Origin of the sequence: Paenibacillus cucumis (ex Kampfer et al. 2016) (assembly GCF_019748695.1) — a bacterium.
GTDB lineage: Bacteria > Bacillota > Bacilli > Paenibacillales > Paenibacillaceae > Paenibacillus > Paenibacillus polysaccharolyticus.
The window spans coordinates 1-16,585 of sequence record NZ_JACLIC010000017.1 but is presented as its reverse complement, the minus strand read 5'-3'; the positions used below and the strand labels follow the sequence as shown (position 1 = coordinate 16,585).

Genomic DNA, 16,585 nt, shown 5'->3' with positions numbered 1-16,585 from the left:
ACTTCAACATCATTTCCAGACAGAAAGGGGAGTACACAGGGATGAACAAGACAGACAAGCTCGAATCTCCATCCATGGGACTACTTCATCTGGAAAAAGGCAATCGACAGTATCAGTTACTGCGAGTGCCTCCAGCCGAGGTACTGAATCCATTTGTCAAACATTACTGGATGGTGTCCTGGGATCTTGCGGGCAGTGACCCTTATCCCCAGCATGTAGTGCCTAACCCCTGCGTCAATCTGGTCGTTGAACGAAACAAAACATTTTTTTTCGGGCCTTCTGATCAAAAGTTTACCTACGCTATTCACGGCAAAGGTTGTGTTTTTGGCGTAAAGTTCAAACCGGGAGGATTCTATCCCTTCCTTCAGGCACCCGTTTCTACTCTCTACGGGAAACCACTTGAGGTATCGGGTCTGCTCGGCATCCGTGACGGAGCATTAGAAGATATTTTGCTTGGTGAAGGCGCTATGGAGGAAAAGGCCCGCTATATGGATCAGATGCTTTCCGCACGCCTTCCCGCGAAGGACATTGACGCAAGCTTAACCTGTGCTATTGTGCAGCATATTGAGCAAGATCGGGATATGTTGAGAGTAGATCAGCTGTCATCCCACTGGAATCTGCATACACGCAAACTCCAGCGTCTGTTTAATCAATATGTCGGCATCAGCCCCAAAACAGTCATCCAATTATATCGTCTGCAAAATGCCGCTGAGTGCATCGAACGCGGCTTAGCCTGCGACCTGGGCAAGTTATCTCAAGACCTGGGATACCATGATCAATCTCATTTTATTAAAGACTTCAAATCCATCATTGGCAGCACACCCGAAGAATATATGCTGTTGTCTGCATCTGTTCCATGAAGCAGAAGCGGAAACCATGCAGGATGAGAATCTATGAAATACAGCCACCAGGATAGATACCTAAGGCAAACGGATCACTTCAATCGTGTCACCTGTATGAATGGTACCCTCACGTTCAACGGAACAGACGATACCGCGTTTCTTGCGGGCGGCCGGCACAAACTTTTTGCGCAAACTCTCCTGTCCGTAGAACTGTTCAATGACTTTTCCAGGATGCACACAAGGCAGGTTCTCTCCTTCACAGATCAAGCCTGTTCCATCAGGAAACAGAAGTCTGGTTCCCACGGGCAGTTCAGTCAATTGCTCTATACCTCGAACCAGTATATTGGCACCAAGCCACTCGGGACGCACTTCCGGAATGTTCATCTTCTGGGCGATCAAAGCGCACTCTTCCTCAGAAACGATGCTGATCTGCCGGCGATTGGCAATCGGCGTACCCCGTTTGTAGATTTTCTGACGGGAATCTGCTGGTCTTAACAGACCGTAATGCCGATCACCGGGTATTCCAGCAAGTTCAATATCTATAAAGGGCACTACCCTTGTTACAAATGTAGACGGATCATCTGCAAGCAGAACAAATTGAGCTGTTCCCATTAAACTCCCCTCCCTTTCTGGATCATTCACTTTCTGAATCATTCACTTTCCCTGTTACTCTAAATGTTGTTACTCTGTGTATGAATCTTTGATAATCGGTAGATGCTGATAGGTAAAAGGTATGTCTTATTATCTTACCCACTTTTCGAAGTTAGAAGAAAATCACGAATAAAATTCAATTACAGTATACGCAATTAAATTGCAAAAAATTAATTTGAAATTCCCCGTATATATGCTAATCTATATATTAAGTATGTTAGGAGTTCATTACATAGTAGAAAGCAGGGTGTTTCTTTTGATCGGTACTATTTTTGTCGCTCTTGTAGCTGTTGAACACTTCTATATCATGATTATGGAGATGTTCATGTGGACACGTCCACGCACGATGAAAACGTTTGGCACTACACCGGAGTTTGCTAACTCCACCAAAGCTCTTGCCGCTAATCAGGGTCTGTACAACGGTTTTCTTGCAGCCGGTCTGATCTGGGGCCTGTTGTATCCGGATTCCAGTGTAGGGCTGCATATTCAGATTTTCTTCTTAGCATGTGTAATCATTGCGGCTCTTTACGGCGGTGCCACTTCTTCACGATCCATTATTATCAAACAGGGCTTGCCGGCAATCATTGCACTTTTGCTTGTATTGTTCCTGTAACTTGGTTAAAACGGGCAAAATCTGCGACTGAACCCTCGGATATGGTAAGGTAGGAAGTATATCTTACCAATCACCAGAATGGTTCTGGGAGTAGAAAGGGGAACCTGTCATGGGACTGTTTGACAAGCTGCGTCGGCGCAAAAAGGAAAAGGTACCATCCAGCGTTGTTGCTCCGCAGACGGATTATAGTCAAACCATTGTCGGATTTGTGCTATTAGAACGGGAAGACTGTGATTTTAATCTTTTTATCGACCGGATGAAGATGGAATGGAATATTGAGATTAATGAACAAGCCGAGGAAGGCAACCTCTTCTTTGAAGTTGATGGAATGCAGGTCGTGTGCGCTCACATTGCCGCACCTGTACCCGATCGCGAGGTCGAGGAGAATGCGAAGTTAAACATTCTTTGGCCAGAAGCTGAACAGGTAACTGCAAGGCACCAGTCTCAGATCATTGTATCTGTTCTGAATGCAACAGATGCTATTCAAGGACACATCCTTTTTACTCAAACCGCATCCGCATTACTGCAATTGGATCATGCTCTCGCAATCTACATGTCTCCACTTGTCGTTGAAGCAGGTAAGTATGTGGAGGTAAGCCGTGGGCTCAAAGAGGATGAATTACCGGTACCTCTGTGGGTGTTCATTGGTCTGTATCAAAACACCGAAGGTGCTTCAGCTTATACGTACGGCCTGCGTAACTTCGGGAAAGTTGAGATGGAGATTACTGGATCGCCCAAGCCATTAAGTGATGTCTTTGAGATGATGTTTATGACAACTACCTATGTTGTTGAAAATGATGTTACCCTGCATGATGGTGAAACTCTTGGATTCACTCCAGAGCAGAAATTAAGCATTACTCTTTCCAAGGGAATTGCTACGGAAGGGGAAAGCCTGAAGATTGGCTTATAACCGTTCCTGGTACTTCCCTAGCAATACTGATATTCATAAAAGCCGTCTGGGGATTTATTCCGGGCGGCTTTTTATGATTCAACAAAAAAATAGTCCATTCGTACTATGATGATATGTGTATACATTTTTATTTAACGTGTAAAGGAGTATGATTAATAGGCCATTAGGCTTACACACATAAATTGATGAATGAGGAGTTGCCTGTATGTCTGTTAGACGTTTGGATTCACCTAAACCCATTATTGAGATTGTCTGGGAAGGGATTGTTTCACCAGAGCAGGTTGAACACGTTAATACGGAGATCGAGAGAATTGCTCCCGAGCTGGGTAACGCATTTGATGTGCTCGTCGACATGAGAAATTTGAAAGCCTTTCCACAAGATACCAAAGATAAGATGGTTGCACATCAAAAACGAGCAAAAGAACTGGGCATGAAGCGGGCTAGTGTAGCTGTAGGTGGAGCGATCGCCAAGATGCAACTTAATCGAATCTCCAAAGAATCAGAACATCAGACGGAATTTCAATGGGAAACATATGATGAGGCATTGGCATTTTTATTGAAATAAACATGCGAAATATAACTCTTATATAGACAATGGGGTTCTCCAGCGGGGAGCCTCTTTTTGGCATTGGAACATTTAGGCCGCTAACTTTTGAGAAAGAACTAAAATTTGATTTCGAAATGACGATATATTGCATAAGCTTGCCAAGAAAAAAGAGATTAGCATGTGGGGGGAATTGGAATGAAGCTCAAACCTAAATTAATGATGATGTTTCTGACAGCTGTGCTGATCGCTGCATTGCCAATCGCATTACTTGGTTTGTATCAGACGGAGAAACAAGCCACTCGTAATGTTGACTCCGCACTTAAGGGTGTGATGGCCTCTTCGGCTAACCAGTTGGACGGCTGGATTTCAAGTAATGCCAAAATTATTGAAACATTAGGCTTTGTTATTGAAGATGGCGTACCTGAAGGGGCGCTTACTGAAGACTATTTTAATGTTATGAACAAAGGCAGTAATAAAGAAAATCTGTCTGATCTATATTTTGGCTCGGAAAAGGACGGGACTTTCATGAACGGTTCCGACTGGTCTCCAGATGCCGGCTATGATCCCCGTAAACGTCCATGGTATGAGCAGGCTAAACAAGCGGATGCTCTGATGTTCTCCGACCCTTACCAGGATATGATGACCAAAGAGTATGCCGTATCCATCGCGATGCCTGTACATAACAAGGAAGGGGGTCTGCAAGGTGTCGTTGCAGGCGACCTATTGCTCTCTAAATTAACGGACACGGTCAAAAAAATTAATCTGAACGGACTCGGGTATTCCTTTTTAATAGACAAAAACGGGTTACTTCTCGCTCATCCAGACGCTAAAATCGTGAACACATCTGTTAAAGATAATCCTGAATTAAGCCCCCTGCTCGCAGATATGCAGAGTAACCCTTCAGGGGAGAAGTCGTTTCAATCTAACGGCGAAGATTACCTGTTATTCTATAACCAGATTCCTAGTACAGGCTGGGTGATTGGTTCCGTGATTTCAAAAAAACTTGCCTATGCTGAATTTTATCAGTTGCGTAATAACTATATTCTAATTATTGGAGCTACACTTCTGGCTGTACTGGCAGGAGCTTACTGGATTGCGACACTGTTCATCAAACCGTTGAAACAGCTGCACCAGACTTCCATGCAAATGTCAGGCGGTGACTTCACGGGACGGGTTAACGCGAAGGGCAAAGATGAATTTGCCGAACTCGGCATCGCCTTTAACCAGATGTCAGATCAACTCGGCACACTGCTACGCCAAGTCACCACCTCGGCTGACCGGGTACACAGCATATCAGGAGAGATGCAGGAACACACGGAAAATACCAAACGAATTGCTGAACAAATCTCGATTGCCACAGATGAGCTGGCTCAAGGCTCCAGCACACAAGCTGAATCCGTCTACGATGGATCAGGTCGTCTGGCTATTATGAGTGACAATGTTGGGGGTATTAACCGCAGTGTAGAACAATCGGTGGAGATGATACGTGACGCCGGTGAAGCGATGCTCACAGGTCTGCAAGCCGTGGATCACCAGGTTGAACTGGCAGACGGCAATCGTCACTCCATTGACCGGGTAGGTGAATCCATTACACTGCTTGCCGACAAGTCTCAGAAGATTGAGGGCATCGTTGCTATGATTCAAGGTATCGCCTCTCAAACCAATCTGCTGGCGTTAAATGCTTCAATTGAAGCCGCACGAGCAGGTGAACACGGACGGGGCTTCGCTGTTGTGGCAGAAGAAGTACGCAAACTTGCCGAGCAATCTGCCGCTTCTGCCAAAGACATTATCATACTGCTGAATGAAATTCAGACTGCCAGCGGCATGAGTGTTAACGAAGTACGCACTGCTGAACAGGGTGTGGAACAACAGGTTGCTGCCGTGCACAATATGCGTGAATCCTTTGTCCGCATTCAACAGTCGATTGAGGGCATTGAAGTTCAGTTGAAACAAGTCTCCTCTGCAACGACGGAACTGGACGACAATGCTGGCAAAGTTGCCGAGGTGATCTCCAGCGTTGCGGCGATGTCGGAGCAAAGCGCTGCTTCGACGGAAGAAGTGGCTTCTTCCACACAAGAGCAATTCAATTATATTACCAGCATCTCCGAGCGCTCCAATGAATTGGCTGAGCAGTCCAAAGCATTGGCCGGCGAGGTGAAAAAGTTTAAAGTGTAATCTTCAATATCGATACGGATGACCTCTGCAAAAGGAAATGCATATCCAAGCTGATTAAATCAAAAAATCAGTATTATAGATATAAAAAACAGACCTCATTATGCTCCCAGATGGTGCATAATGAGGTCTGTTTACTGTTTGGTTATGTGTCACAGACACCATTGAAACTTTGCATGGTACCGCAGCAGATAAATAATCAACAGGTGCAGTTAGATCCCGTGTTTTACATTAAATGCTACGACTATTTACGCAGCTCTGCTGGTGCTTGACCTGCCGAATCCCGAACCACCAACTCGGGTTTAAGTACAATTTTTTGTGGAGCCTTCTGTTCATCCTTTAGCTCATCGATCAACAAATCCACTGCCCGGCGGCCCAAATCTTCAATTGGTTGGGCAATCGTGGTCAGGGGTGGACTCGTTACTGAAGCGAGAATCGTATTGTCGAATCCGATAATGGATACATCTCTCGGTACACGTAGTCCTAACTCCTTGGCTGCTTGAAGTGCACCAATCGCCTGAATATCATTACAACAGAATAAGCCTGTCGGATGATTCTGTTCACCGAGTAGCCGCAATGCTTCTTGTTTGGCAGAGCCTAGATCTGCAGCTGATTCACGGATCTGATCAGGCTCCAGTACGTATCCTGCCTTATTTAATGCTTCACGGAAGCCACGTATCCGTTCCTGACTGCTACTGACTTTGGATGGCTCAGACAAGACTGCCAGACGCGTATGTCCAAGTTCAAGCAGATGTTGCGCAGCCAATAAGCCGCCAAGTCTATCGTCAATGGTGACCGTATGCACTGACAACGCGGGCATATGGCGGGCAATCAGCGCAACAGGCATCGACTGCTGCAAGAGCGGTGACAGAATTTCGGCATTATCGATCCCGGTTCCGATCATCATGCCGTCGACTCTTTTTTGCTGCAACAGGTTCAGGTATCGCTCTACTCGCTCGTCCTTGTTATCCGTACTACAGATCACCACGCTATATCCCAACTGGCGGCTACGATCCTCTACTGCCCGGGCAAGTTCGGCAAAATACGGATTCGAAATATCCGGCACAAGCAGGCCTAGCGTATACGTTTGTTTACCGGTCAGTGCGGCAGCAATTGCGCTCGGTTGATAGTGAAGCCGCTCCATGATCTCCATAATCTCGGCACGGCGCTTCTCGCTGATCTTGCCTTTGCCGTTAATCACCTGCGAGACGGTGGCAATCGATACCCCCGCCTCGCGTGCTATATCGTAAATGGTTGCTTTCATCGTTTTTCCCCATTTGTGCTATATATAAATTCATTATACATAGATGATTATTCTCTTCTTATTATGAAGGGGGAATACTGCTTACGCAATGCGAAGACAGAATTACTTATGACTTTTACTTTTTGAAAAGCCACTCATGATCCGGGTCGTTATGGAACTTCCAAGTCCGTGTCGGCCCAGCCATCACATTCAGATAATAGACTTCATATCCCGGAGGCGCACCTACCGGATGGTATCCATTCGGCACAAGCACGACCTCGCCGTTTTTCACGGCAAGCGTCTCGTCCACAGAACGATCATCGGTGTACACGCGTTGAATGGCAAACCCCTGCTCCGGCTGCACACGGAAATAATACGTTTCCTCCAGCAGTGATTCATCCGGCAACGCATCCTGATCATGTTTATGCGGCGGATAGCTCGACCAGTGACCGTCCGGTGTGAACACTTCAACGACCAGCAGGCTGTCGGCTTCCTTTTGCTCCGGTAAAATGTTATGGATATGACGCTCCAGATTGCCGTAACCGCGCCCTTCCACACCTACATCCTCAGGAGCGATCAAGCGTGAAGGATACGTACCTTTCCCTGGAGCAACACAAATCGCGATCTCCAGCTCGGTAAGTGCCGTAACCTCAATCTGATCTGACGTGGACACATAGACGGAGTACGGAGGAATTTTTTCGAAAACGCTCATGCGTTTCCCGATATTCTCCCATGTATGCTCCCGAGTACTTACATTCGCAAGCCCGCTGAGAAGCACCACGCATAGCTCCTGGTCTCCACTCTCACGGCTTAGCTTCTCCCCTGCTGCTAGTTTCGCAACCTGAAATCCGACGTATTCCCAGCCAGCAGATTCCGGTGTCACCGATAATATTGTCCCGTCTGCCTCCGGGTTTGCGGCAGGTTTTACAATAAGTTCTGACATGTTATTGATCCACTCCTTCCATACTCGTCTGCTATCACTTGATCTGATCCTTGTGTGTTTGACATAGGTAACATTCATTCATTTTGAAGAGAAAATTGCTTTGCAACTTCTACTAAATTCTACTTAATTTGCCGGTTGCGTCTCACGCGATGCACCTGGAACTTCTGTCATCTTCACAGGTCTTCCCTGCTCCATGGACATCTTGGCTGCCAAAGCGATCCGCTCTGCCTGTACTGCATCGTTACCGTCTACAATGACGGGTTTATCATGAATAATGGCATCGATGAAAAGAGCAGTCTCCTGCACATATGCTTCATTGTAACGTTCAAGGAAGAAGTGCAGTGGTTTGTCGCGCATCAGTCCAGCTGCTGTGCTGATCTCCGCTGTATTCGGATGATCATTATCCGCCGAAGCGCTGCCCAGCGAACCGAATACTTCCACACGTTGATCATATCCGTACACGGCCTGACGGCTGTTGTCGATCACACCAATTGCGCCATTAGCAAACGTTAACGTAACGATGGCTGTATCCACATCACCATGTTCTGCGAATACCGGGTTAATGAGTACCTTGCCTTTGGCGTAAACTTCCTCTACTTCACTGCCGGACAAATAACGGGCCATATCGAAATCATGAATCATCATATCCATGAAAATTCCGCCGGATACCCGGATATATTCCGCAGGTGGTGGGCTCGGGTCACGGGAAGTAATCTTAAGAATATGTGGATCACCAATCGTGCCTTCCAACACATGAGAGCGTACTCTTCTGAAGTTGTGGTCAAAGCGGCGGTTAAATCCGATCTGAAGTTTCACGCCAGCCTTTGCTACAGCCGCTACAGCCGCTTCGGTCTGGGACAAGTCCATACTTACCGGCTTTTCACAGAAGATATGTTTACCCGCTTGTGCTGCTTGCTCGATCAACGGTACATGTGTATCTGTTGAGGAACAGATTAATACTGCATCAATGTTTGACATTGCAATGAGCTCACTGCTGTCTTTGGTGACAACAGAGATGCCGCGTTCAGAGGCCCACGCCTCCAGTTCAGGTCCTGCGAACAAATCACTGATCGCTACAATCTCGGCATTCGGGTTACGCAGCAGGTTGTCTGCATGGATTTTGCCGATACGTCCAGCACCGATAATGCCAATTCTTACTTTGTCCTTGCCCATTCCGTTATCCTCCCTATATGCATCCCTATGGTGTCTGGGAACTGAGCCCTTGCTCAGCCCCTATATTGCATGCTGTACGCTGTGCGTTGATCGATTACCAGCGTGTAGTTACCATTTTCTTGCGAGTGTAGAACTCCACACCATCCGTGCCGTTAGCATGCAGATCACCGTAGAAGGATTTCTTCCAACCGGAGAATGGGAAGAAGGCCATCGGTGCTGGTACACCCAGATTCACGCCCAGCATACCCGCTTCAATCGTTTCACGGAACTGGCGCATATTCGCACCGCTGCGAGTAAATAGGCATGCCCCGTTAGCAAAGTCTGAACGGTTTGCCAGTTCTACCGCTTCCTCCAGTGTTTCTACTCTTGCCACCGAAAGTACTGGAGCAAAGATTTCATCTTTCCAGATTTTCATGGTGCTATCTACATGATCAAATACAGTTGGCCCTACAAAATAACCGGAACCGTCTGTCGCTTGATCCTTACGTCCATCCCGAATCAAGGTTGCGCCTTCCTGTTCACCTGACTCAATGTAACCCAGTGTACGCTCTTTGTGAAGTCCGCGGATCACTGGACCCAGGAATACGCCTTCGTCCATGCCGTTACCAATGTTGATGCGGTCAGCAGCTTCCACCAGCTTTTGTACCAAAGCATCCGCCACATCGCCAACAGCAACCACAACGGAGCAAGCCATACAACGTTCGCCAGCTGAACCAAACGCTGCACTTGTGATCTCTTTTACGGTCAGATCAAGGTCAGCGTCCGGCATAACGATGGAGTGGTTCTTCGCACCAGCAAGTGCCTGAACACGTTTGCCGTGTGCAGAAGCTGTTTTGTAGATGTATTCAGCAACAGGTTGTGAACCGACAAAGGAAATAGCCGCAACTTCTTTATGCTCAAGCAATCCGTTTACAACGTCATGTGCACCGTGAACGATGTTGAGTACTCCATCTGGAAGTCCCGCTTCTTTGAAAAGTTCTGCCAAACGTCCGGCCAGGAGCGGAGTACGCTCTGACGGCTTCAGAACAAATGTGTTACCGCAAGCAATCGCCAGCGGGAACATCCAGCAAGGTACCATCATCGGGAAGTTGAACGGAGTGATTCCTCCGATGACCCCGATTGGGTAACGGTACATGCCTGATTCCAGTCCTGTAGCGATGTCAGGCAACTGTTTGCCCATCATGAGGTTCGGGGCACCTGCCGCGAACTCAACGCACTCAATCCCGCGCAATACTTCGCCATAAGCTTCGGCATAACTTTTACCGTTCTCCAGTGTCACCAGTTTGGCCAGCTCTTCCCAGTGCTCTACCAGCAGTTGCTGATAACGGAACAAAATGCGGGCACGGCGAGGAACCGGTGTGGTGCTCCACGATTTGAATGCTGTCCTTGCAGCCTGTACGGCCTGATCCACATCCGCTTGTTCAGACAGCGGCACGTATGCAATAATCTCTTCTGTAGCCGGGTTAACAACCGCTTCGGTTCGTGTTGTCGTCGGGGTTACCCAAGTACCCCCGATCCAGTTCTGTACATTTGTCACTGTTGCAGACGCTTCTGAAGTCCCTTTTCCCATGTGTGTTGTCTCCCCTCGTTTATGTGCGTTACTTCTATGCGTTTCTTTCACTTGTAAATCGTTGGTGGTCCATACTCAATACGTGATTAAGACGGAACGATTTCGCCGCGGTTGCAACGTTCGATATAGTCATCCACCTGTTCCACAGATGGCATCGCATCCGAACAACTATGGCTGGAAATGACGATACTTGCTGCAGCACTTCCGTAGCTCATACTGCGTTCGATGGTCCAGCCTTGCATTAAGCCGTAAAGGAAACCAGCAGCGTAAGAATCACCTGCACCGAATGTTTTTACGACACGAGCAGGGTAACTGTTAGCCCGATGTGAGAGCCCTTCACGCGTATACGCGATGGAGCCTTCTTTTCCGTGCTTGATCACAACGATTTTCGCTGCAAAATCAAACCATTTCTGTGCTGTCACCTGATCATTATGATCCGGGTTATTCTCAAATGTCTCCATCATGTCGAACTCTTCTCGTGTTCCCAGAATGATATCGCATTTCTCGGCAGCGAGGTTATAATAGACTGCTGTCTCTTCATCCGATGTCCAAGTATATGGACGGTAGTCCAAATCAAATACGATGACAGTGCCATGTTTTTTTGCATAAGTCAGAGCTTGAATAACGGCTTCCCGTGATGGGCTCTGTGCGAGAGCTGTACCGGAGATCAACAACACTTTGGAATCCGCAATCAGCTGTTCCTGTACCTCGCTAGCCTGCAATAAAAGATCCGCTACGTTGTCTCGATACATCAAAATACTGCAGTCTGTCGGGCTTTTGATCTCGGTAAAAGCAAGTCCGGTTACTGCCCCCGTGTTATCAGTCACCACATTGGAGGTGTCGATCCCGTTTTTCTCCAGATAACTTTGGATGAATCTGCCCATCTGGTCACCTGCAATTTTGCCGATGAAAGCCGTCTCCATGCCAAGTCTGGACATGCCGATCGTAATATTGGCCGGAGAACCGCCAACGTATTTGGTGAACGTCATCGTCTCTTCCATCGGACGGTTGATCTCATTGGCATTCAAATCGATGCACAAGCGGCCAATGGCAGTGAAATCCTTCTTCCTGGATGCTGGAAAGGATACGTAAGTCATTGCGGTTGAGCCCCTTTCTATGGTGGAATCTCTTTTGGTTAGGAGATAATTCTTACTCCATTTATATGACTTAATATTGGTTCTTTTTAATTTGCTACACATATAGATGCTAGGCTGGTTAACTGTCTTTAATTGCGGTGTCTTTACTGCCCTAGTACAGAGATTCCATGTAACTCAAAGAGCGTTTCGCATACTCATACGGATTATGAATGGCAGGATCTTGTTCTCCTTCGAGCATCGCCCAGCCGTTGTATCCGCGAGTAATCAGTTCCTGCAGAATCGGTGCAAAATCAATGCAACCATCTCCTGGTACCGTGAATACCCCCCTGCGAATACAGCCAACAAAGTCTGATTGCTCCGCTCGTGCCTGATCCAGCACATCCGGGCGAATATCCTTCAGATGGATGTAGGCAATCCGGTCGTAATGTTTACGCAGCACCTCAAGTGGATCAGCGCCGCCATAATAGGCATGGCCTGTATCAAAGAGTAAGTAAACCAGTGATGGGTCTGTGAGCTCCATCAAACGATCAATTTCCTCAGGTTGCTCAACTACCGTGCCTCCGTGATGGTGATAGGTGAGCTTAAGGCCATGCTCCTGAGCAATGGCACCAGCTTGGTTCAAACCTTCAGCAAGAACATGCCATTCGGCATCGCTGAGTCTGAGTACTTCTTTTTCATTCGGTGTCCGTCTTGGATCAAAATGAAGTGACCCGCCTACCTCAGCCGTACTAATCACCTTGCTGCCCATGGACTGCAGAAATTCCGCATGTCTGCGATAGTCGTCCAGCTCCGCTTGGCGATATGCCGGATCGGAGAACAGTACGGATTTCCACTGGGAGATCAGATTAATATTCCGCTTGCTCAGTTCTTCACGCAGTGTAGCAGGATCGGTCGGATACTTGCGTCCCATCTCAGTACCCGTTAATCCCAGACGCTGAATATCGTCCAGAATCTGCGCACAAGTTGTATCATCACCATGTTCCTTTACATCTTCGCCGACCCAATTGATCGGATGAATCCCAAGCTGGAATGGCAGCTTGCTCATGATTCCACGGCTCCTTTTGTTGTTCAGCTTTGTCAGACTTTATCTTTATGAGAAGAGATTTATTTATAAAATAAATGAGTATATGAGATTAGTAGCGTGAATTACACCCGTTTTGCTTTACCGCGATTCGATTTCATCGTTTCGTGGGCACGAACGACTTTTTCCTCAACAGATACTTCAGGCACCCCGACATTCCACCATGACTCATATCCGCCTGTGTTGGTTCCCGGTACAACCGGAATTTCAATCAACGTTGTTACCGTCTCGTTCTTGGCATCCCGAAGCGCCTGTTCCAGTTGCTCTGCGGTTTCCGCACGATATGCTTTCGCTCCCATACTACGAGCGTGAGCCGCAAAATCCATAGGCATATACTCACCCGTCAAACGGCCGCTCTCTGTTTCGCGATAACGGAATTCGTTTCCGAATCCGTCACTGCCATGTTCACGTTGCAGATTATGAATGCACTGGAAGCCATTATTATTGAATAAAAGAACCGTCATTTTCTTCTGTTCCTGCAAGCTTGTAACCAGTTCCGAATGCAACATCAGGTAACTACCGTCACCCACCATGGCATATACTTCACGATCCGGCTCCGCGAGAGCCGCGCCGAATGCACCACTAACCTCGTATCCCATGCAAGAGAATCCATACTCCATGTGATAAGTCTTCGGCTCAGCAGTACGCCACAAACGGTGCAAGTCCCCTGGGAGACTACCTGCCGCACAGACAATTACCGAGGATGGATCAATTGTGTGATTCACGATGCCAATGGCTTTCGTTTGCGCTAAACCAGCTTCATGCTCGGCAGCGTAGAGTCGATCCACCTCTGTATTCCATTGATCACGAAGTTCAGCCACTTCAGATGAACCATATGCACTGCTGTACTGTTGTGCCTTCAATTCTTGTTGCAACGCCTGCAGACCTTCACGGGCATCTGCCAGAATGGCTTCCCCGCCTAACTTGGCAGCATCCATACTATTCAAGTTAATGTTGATAAAGGATACTTCTGGATTTTGAAACGCAGCATGTGAGGCCGTGGTAAAATCGGAGAACCTCGTACCCACGCCGATCACGACATCCGCTTCTTTAGCCAAGCGATTGGCAGCCAGAGAACCGGTAACCCCGATGGCCCCCACATTAAGCGGGTGTTCCCAAGATACTGCGCTCTTGCCAGCCTGCGTCTCAGCGATCGGAATACCGAAAGCTTCTGCGAACTCGATCAGTTGTGCAGATGCCTCAGAGTACAGCACCCCACCGCCTGCAACGAGCAGGGGCTTTTTGCTACGGGCGATCTGCTTCGTTGCCCGTTCAAGGGCTGCCTGAACAGGTGGCCTGCGATCCAGATAATGCACTTTACGGGCAAAGAAAGATTCCGGGTAGTCATACGCTTCTGCCTGCACATCCTGAGGTAATGCCAGCGTAACAGCTCCTGTCTCAGCTGGGTCGGTCAATACACGCATAGCATTGGTAACTGCAACCATCAACTGTTCCGGGCGCACGATGCGATCCCAGTATTTGCTAACCGCTTTGAACGGATCTGTAGCCGATATGGTATAGTCACTGCTTACTTCAAGTTGTTGCAATACTGGATCTGGTTCTCGCGTAGCAAAGTTATCTCCTGGGAGTAGCAATACTGGAATCCGGTTCACCGTTGCCGTTGCTGCGGCAGTAATCATATTCAGTGCACCAGGGCCAATAGACGTAGTGCATGCATAGATCTGTTTGCGGTTTTTCTGTTTGGCATACGCTGCAGCTGTGTGCACCATACCTTGTTCGTTCTTACCTTGCATATACGTCAGGCTTCCAGAGCTGCGTTCTAATGCTTCCCCGATGCCTGTTACATTCCCGTGTCCAAATATTCCGATAATTCCTTTTACAAACTTGGTTTCTACCCCATCTACCGAGATATACTGCTGATCCAGGTATCGAAGCAAGGCCTGAGCCATCGTTAGTCGAATCGTTGTCATGAATTGATCGCCATCCTTTCCTTTACGGGTTAAGCGCTTAATCTAAGTTAAGTTTAAGCGCCTTACCCCTAAAGGTTAAGCGCTTAATTCATATGGTATTACAGGCTGAGCATTTTCGCAAGCTATTTTTGTAAGCGTTTTATTAAAATTGGGATTGATTTGCGTAAAATAAGGGGTGAGAAAGTACGAATCAGGCAGATTATTATCCGTCCAATGCTAAGGTAATGGCTGGAGGAATATAAGGTATACATGATCAACAAATTTTATATAAGAAACTCGCATGTTATTAAAGCGCATGGTCGGTTTGAGGGGGATCAAGAGTAATCCAAAAATTTAACTTGGAGTGTAACAAGTGAGTTCCCTGAATATGGATTGAATGTTAATTGAGAAAATAGCTGAAGAATATGACGGAGACTTGGCCACATAATATAGGAAAAGGGGAATAACCTCTTGTTCATGCAAAAAAAGAAAGAGAACACAGATCGTGTCTCTTTCTTCTTCAATATATAAAGCGGGTGATGGGAATCGAACCCACGCTATTAGCTTGGAAGGCTAAAGTTCTACCATTGAACTACACCCGCATAAACAAAAAAATCGGGATGACACGATTTGAACATGCGACCCCCTGGTCCCAAACCAGGTGCTCTACCAAGCTGAGCTACATCCCGTTAAATATACCGGCGAGAGGACTCGAACCTCCACGGTTTCCCACTCGATTTTGAGTCGAGCGCGTCTGCCATTCCGCCACGCCGGCATAGTTTAAATTTAGTTATAATGGCGCGCCCTGAGAGATTCGAACTCCCGGCCTTTTGATTCGTAGTCAAACGCTCTATCCAGCTGAGCTAAGGGCGCAAATATTGGAGCGGAAGACGGGAATCGAACCCGCGACCCTCGCCTTGGCAAGGCGATGCTCTACCGCTGAGCCACTTCCGCAAAATAAGGGATGCGCGTGGAGGGACTTGAACCCCCACGTCAAAGACGCTAGATCCTAAGTCTAGTGCGTCTGCCAATTCCGCCACACGCGCATATAATAAAAGTGAGTCATGAAGGATTCGAACCTTCGACACCCTGATTAAAAGTCAGGTGCTCTACCAACTGAGCTAATGACTCATAATAAAACTGGTGGAGGATGATGGATTCGAACCACCGAACCCGTACGGGAGCAGATTTACAGTCTGATGCGTTTGGCCACTTCGCTAATCCTCCATAAAGTGGTGCCGGCGAGAGGACTTGAACCCCCAACCTACTGATTACAAGTCAGTTGCTCTACCAGTTGAGCTACACCGGCGTATCAAATTGTTATGTTAATGGTGGCTCGGGACGGAATCGAACCGCCGACACGAGGATTTTCAGTCCTCTGCTCTACCGACTGAGCTACCGAGCCATATAAAGATGGCGGAACCGACGGGATTCGAACCCGCGATCTCCTGCGTGACAGGCAGGCATGTTAGGCCAACTACACCACGGTTCCAGATCACTTTCGGTTAGGAAAGCTACAATTGCGGGGGCAGGATTTGAACCTGCGGCCTTCGGGTTATGAGCCCGACGAGCTACCGGGCTGCTCCACCCCGCGTCATTAGAAAAATATATATGGTGGAGGCTGAGGGGATCGAACCCCCGACCCTCTGCTTGTAAGGCAGATGCTCTCCCAGCTGAGCTAAGCCTCCGAAAATATGACCCGTAGGGGATACTCTCACTTCGTTCGAGACTGCGAAGCAGTTGCTAACGATGCTAATCCTCCGACGAACCTTTGGGATTCTCATCCCACTCTTTAGTTATTAAAATAACTATGACCCGTAGGGGATTCGAACC

The 16,585-nt window shown here is 47.6% G+C and carries 13 protein-coding genes and 13 tRNA genes; 5 read left to right on the top strand and 21 right to left on the bottom strand.

Features of this window, described 5'->3' with window-relative positions; all coding sequences use genetic code 11:
* The first annotated feature begins 41 nt into the window (after positions 1-41).
* Entirely contained in the window at positions 42-860 is an 819-nt protein-coding gene (locus H7T88_RS10365) for a helix-turn-helix transcriptional regulator (protein ID WP_221788347.1), read from the top strand.
* A gap of 60 nt (positions 861-920) precedes the next feature.
* Here the strand turns inward: H7T88_RS10365 and H7T88_RS10360 are convergent, their stop codons facing one another.
* Positions 921-1,454, bottom strand: coding sequence for an MOSC domain-containing protein (locus tag H7T88_RS10360; RefSeq protein WP_154960775.1), 534 nt, complete (start codon positions 1,452-1,454; stop codon positions 921-923).
* Positions 1,455-1,707: 253 nt separating this feature from the next.
* Between H7T88_RS10360 and H7T88_RS10355 the strand changes: the two genes are divergently transcribed.
* From H7T88_RS10355 to H7T88_RS10340, 4 genes are all read left to right on the top strand, one after another.
* Positions 1,708-2,106: a DUF1304 domain-containing protein gene (locus H7T88_RS10355; RefSeq protein WP_090924989.1), complete on the top strand. Its 399-nt coding sequence runs from the start codon at positions 1,708-1,710 to the stop codon at positions 2,104-2,106.
* A gap of 109 nt (positions 2,107-2,215) precedes the next feature.
* On the top strand, positions 2,216-3,016 hold the full coding sequence (locus tag H7T88_RS10350; RefSeq protein ID WP_154960776.1) for a DUF4261 domain-containing protein: 801 nt from the start codon (positions 2,216-2,218) through the stop codon (positions 3,014-3,016).
* Positions 3,017-3,221: 205 nt separating this feature from the next.
* Positions 3,222-3,581 carry a hypothetical protein gene (locus H7T88_RS10345; protein ID WP_090924980.1) on the top strand — a complete coding sequence of 120 codons (360 nt, stop codon included), beginning with the start codon at positions 3,222-3,224 and terminating at the stop codon, positions 3,579-3,581.
* 177 nt (positions 3,582-3,758) lie between these two features.
* Complete coding sequence (locus H7T88_RS10340; protein ID WP_221788346.1) at positions 3,759-5,738, top strand: methyl-accepting chemotaxis protein; 1,980 nt, start codon at positions 3,759-3,761, stop codon at positions 5,736-5,738.
* Between the two features lie 241 nt (positions 5,739-5,979).
* On the opposite strand, the gene H7T88_RS10335 is transcribed toward H7T88_RS10340, so the two are convergent.
* From H7T88_RS10335 to H7T88_RS10240, 20 genes are all read right to left on the bottom strand, one after another.
* Complete coding sequence (locus tag H7T88_RS10335; RefSeq protein ID WP_090924982.1) at positions 5,980-6,999, bottom strand: LacI family DNA-binding transcriptional regulator; 1,020 nt, start codon at positions 6,997-6,999, stop codon at positions 5,980-5,982.
* 115 nt (positions 7,000-7,114) lie between these two features.
* Positions 7,115-7,921, bottom strand: a complete 807-nt coding sequence (gene iolB / locus H7T88_RS10330) for a 5-deoxy-glucuronate isomerase (RefSeq protein WP_221788345.1) — start codon at positions 7,919-7,921, stop codon at positions 7,115-7,117.
* 123 nt (positions 7,922-8,044) lie between these two features.
* A complete protein-coding gene (gene iolG / locus H7T88_RS10325) occupies positions 8,045-9,094 on the bottom strand; it encodes an inositol 2-dehydrogenase (RefSeq protein WP_221788344.1) in 1,050 nt (349 codons plus the stop codon).
* A gap of 94 nt (positions 9,095-9,188) precedes the next feature.
* Positions 9,189-10,664 carry a CoA-acylating methylmalonate-semialdehyde dehydrogenase gene (locus H7T88_RS10320; protein WP_221788341.1) on the bottom strand — a complete coding sequence of 492 codons (1,476 nt, stop codon included), beginning with the start codon at positions 10,662-10,664 and terminating at the stop codon, positions 9,189-9,191.
* A gap of 86 nt (positions 10,665-10,750) precedes the next feature.
* Positions 10,751-11,761, bottom strand: coding sequence for a 5-dehydro-2-deoxygluconokinase (gene iolC / locus H7T88_RS10315; protein ID WP_221788339.1), 1,011 nt, complete (start codon positions 11,759-11,761; stop codon positions 10,751-10,753).
* Positions 11,762-11,912: 151 nt separating this feature from the next.
* A complete protein-coding gene (iolE, locus tag H7T88_RS10310; protein ID WP_221788337.1) occupies positions 11,913-12,806 on the bottom strand; it encodes a myo-inosose-2 dehydratase in 894 nt (297 codons plus the stop codon).
* Positions 12,807-12,907: 101 nt separating this feature from the next.
* On the bottom strand, positions 12,908-14,773 hold the full coding sequence (gene iolD / locus H7T88_RS10305; RefSeq protein WP_221788335.1) for a 3D-(3,5/4)-trihydroxycyclohexane-1,2-dione acylhydrolase (decyclizing): 1,866 nt from the start codon (positions 14,771-14,773) through the stop codon (positions 12,908-12,910).
* Positions 14,774-15,283: 510 nt separating this feature from the next.
* Positions 15,284-15,354: transfer RNA gene (locus H7T88_RS10300), tRNA-Gly, on the bottom strand.
* Positions 15,355-15,367: 13 nt separating this feature from the next.
* A tRNA-Pro gene (locus tag H7T88_RS10295) sits at positions 15,368-15,441 on the bottom strand.
* A gap of 7 nt (positions 15,442-15,448) precedes the next feature.
* Positions 15,449-15,527: transfer RNA gene (locus H7T88_RS10290), tRNA-Leu, on the bottom strand.
* A 21-nt stretch (positions 15,528-15,548) separates the two neighbouring features.
* A tRNA-Arg gene (locus H7T88_RS10285) sits at positions 15,549-15,625 on the bottom strand.
* Between the two features lie 6 nt (positions 15,626-15,631).
* Positions 15,632-15,706 (bottom strand) — tRNA-Gly (locus H7T88_RS10280).
* An 11-nt stretch (positions 15,707-15,717) separates the two neighbouring features.
* Positions 15,718-15,798: transfer RNA gene (locus tag H7T88_RS10275), tRNA-Leu, on the bottom strand.
* 12 nt (positions 15,799-15,810) lie between these two features.
* A tRNA-Lys gene (locus H7T88_RS10270) sits at positions 15,811-15,883 on the bottom strand.
* A gap of 10 nt (positions 15,884-15,893) precedes the next feature.
* Positions 15,894-15,979 (bottom strand) — tRNA-Tyr (locus H7T88_RS10265).
* 6 nt (positions 15,980-15,985) lie between these two features.
* Positions 15,986-16,061: transfer RNA gene (locus tag H7T88_RS10260), tRNA-Thr, on the bottom strand.
* Positions 16,062-16,081: 20 nt separating this feature from the next.
* Positions 16,082-16,157, bottom strand: a tRNA-Phe gene (locus H7T88_RS10255).
* A 9-nt stretch (positions 16,158-16,166) separates the two neighbouring features.
* Positions 16,167-16,244: transfer RNA gene (locus tag H7T88_RS10250), tRNA-Asp, on the bottom strand.
* Between the two features lie 28 nt (positions 16,245-16,272).
* A tRNA-Met gene (locus tag H7T88_RS10245) sits at positions 16,273-16,346 on the bottom strand.
* An 18-nt stretch (positions 16,347-16,364) separates the two neighbouring features.
* Positions 16,365-16,440 (bottom strand) — tRNA-Val (locus tag H7T88_RS10240).
* Positions 16,441-16,585: the final 145 nt, after the last annotated feature.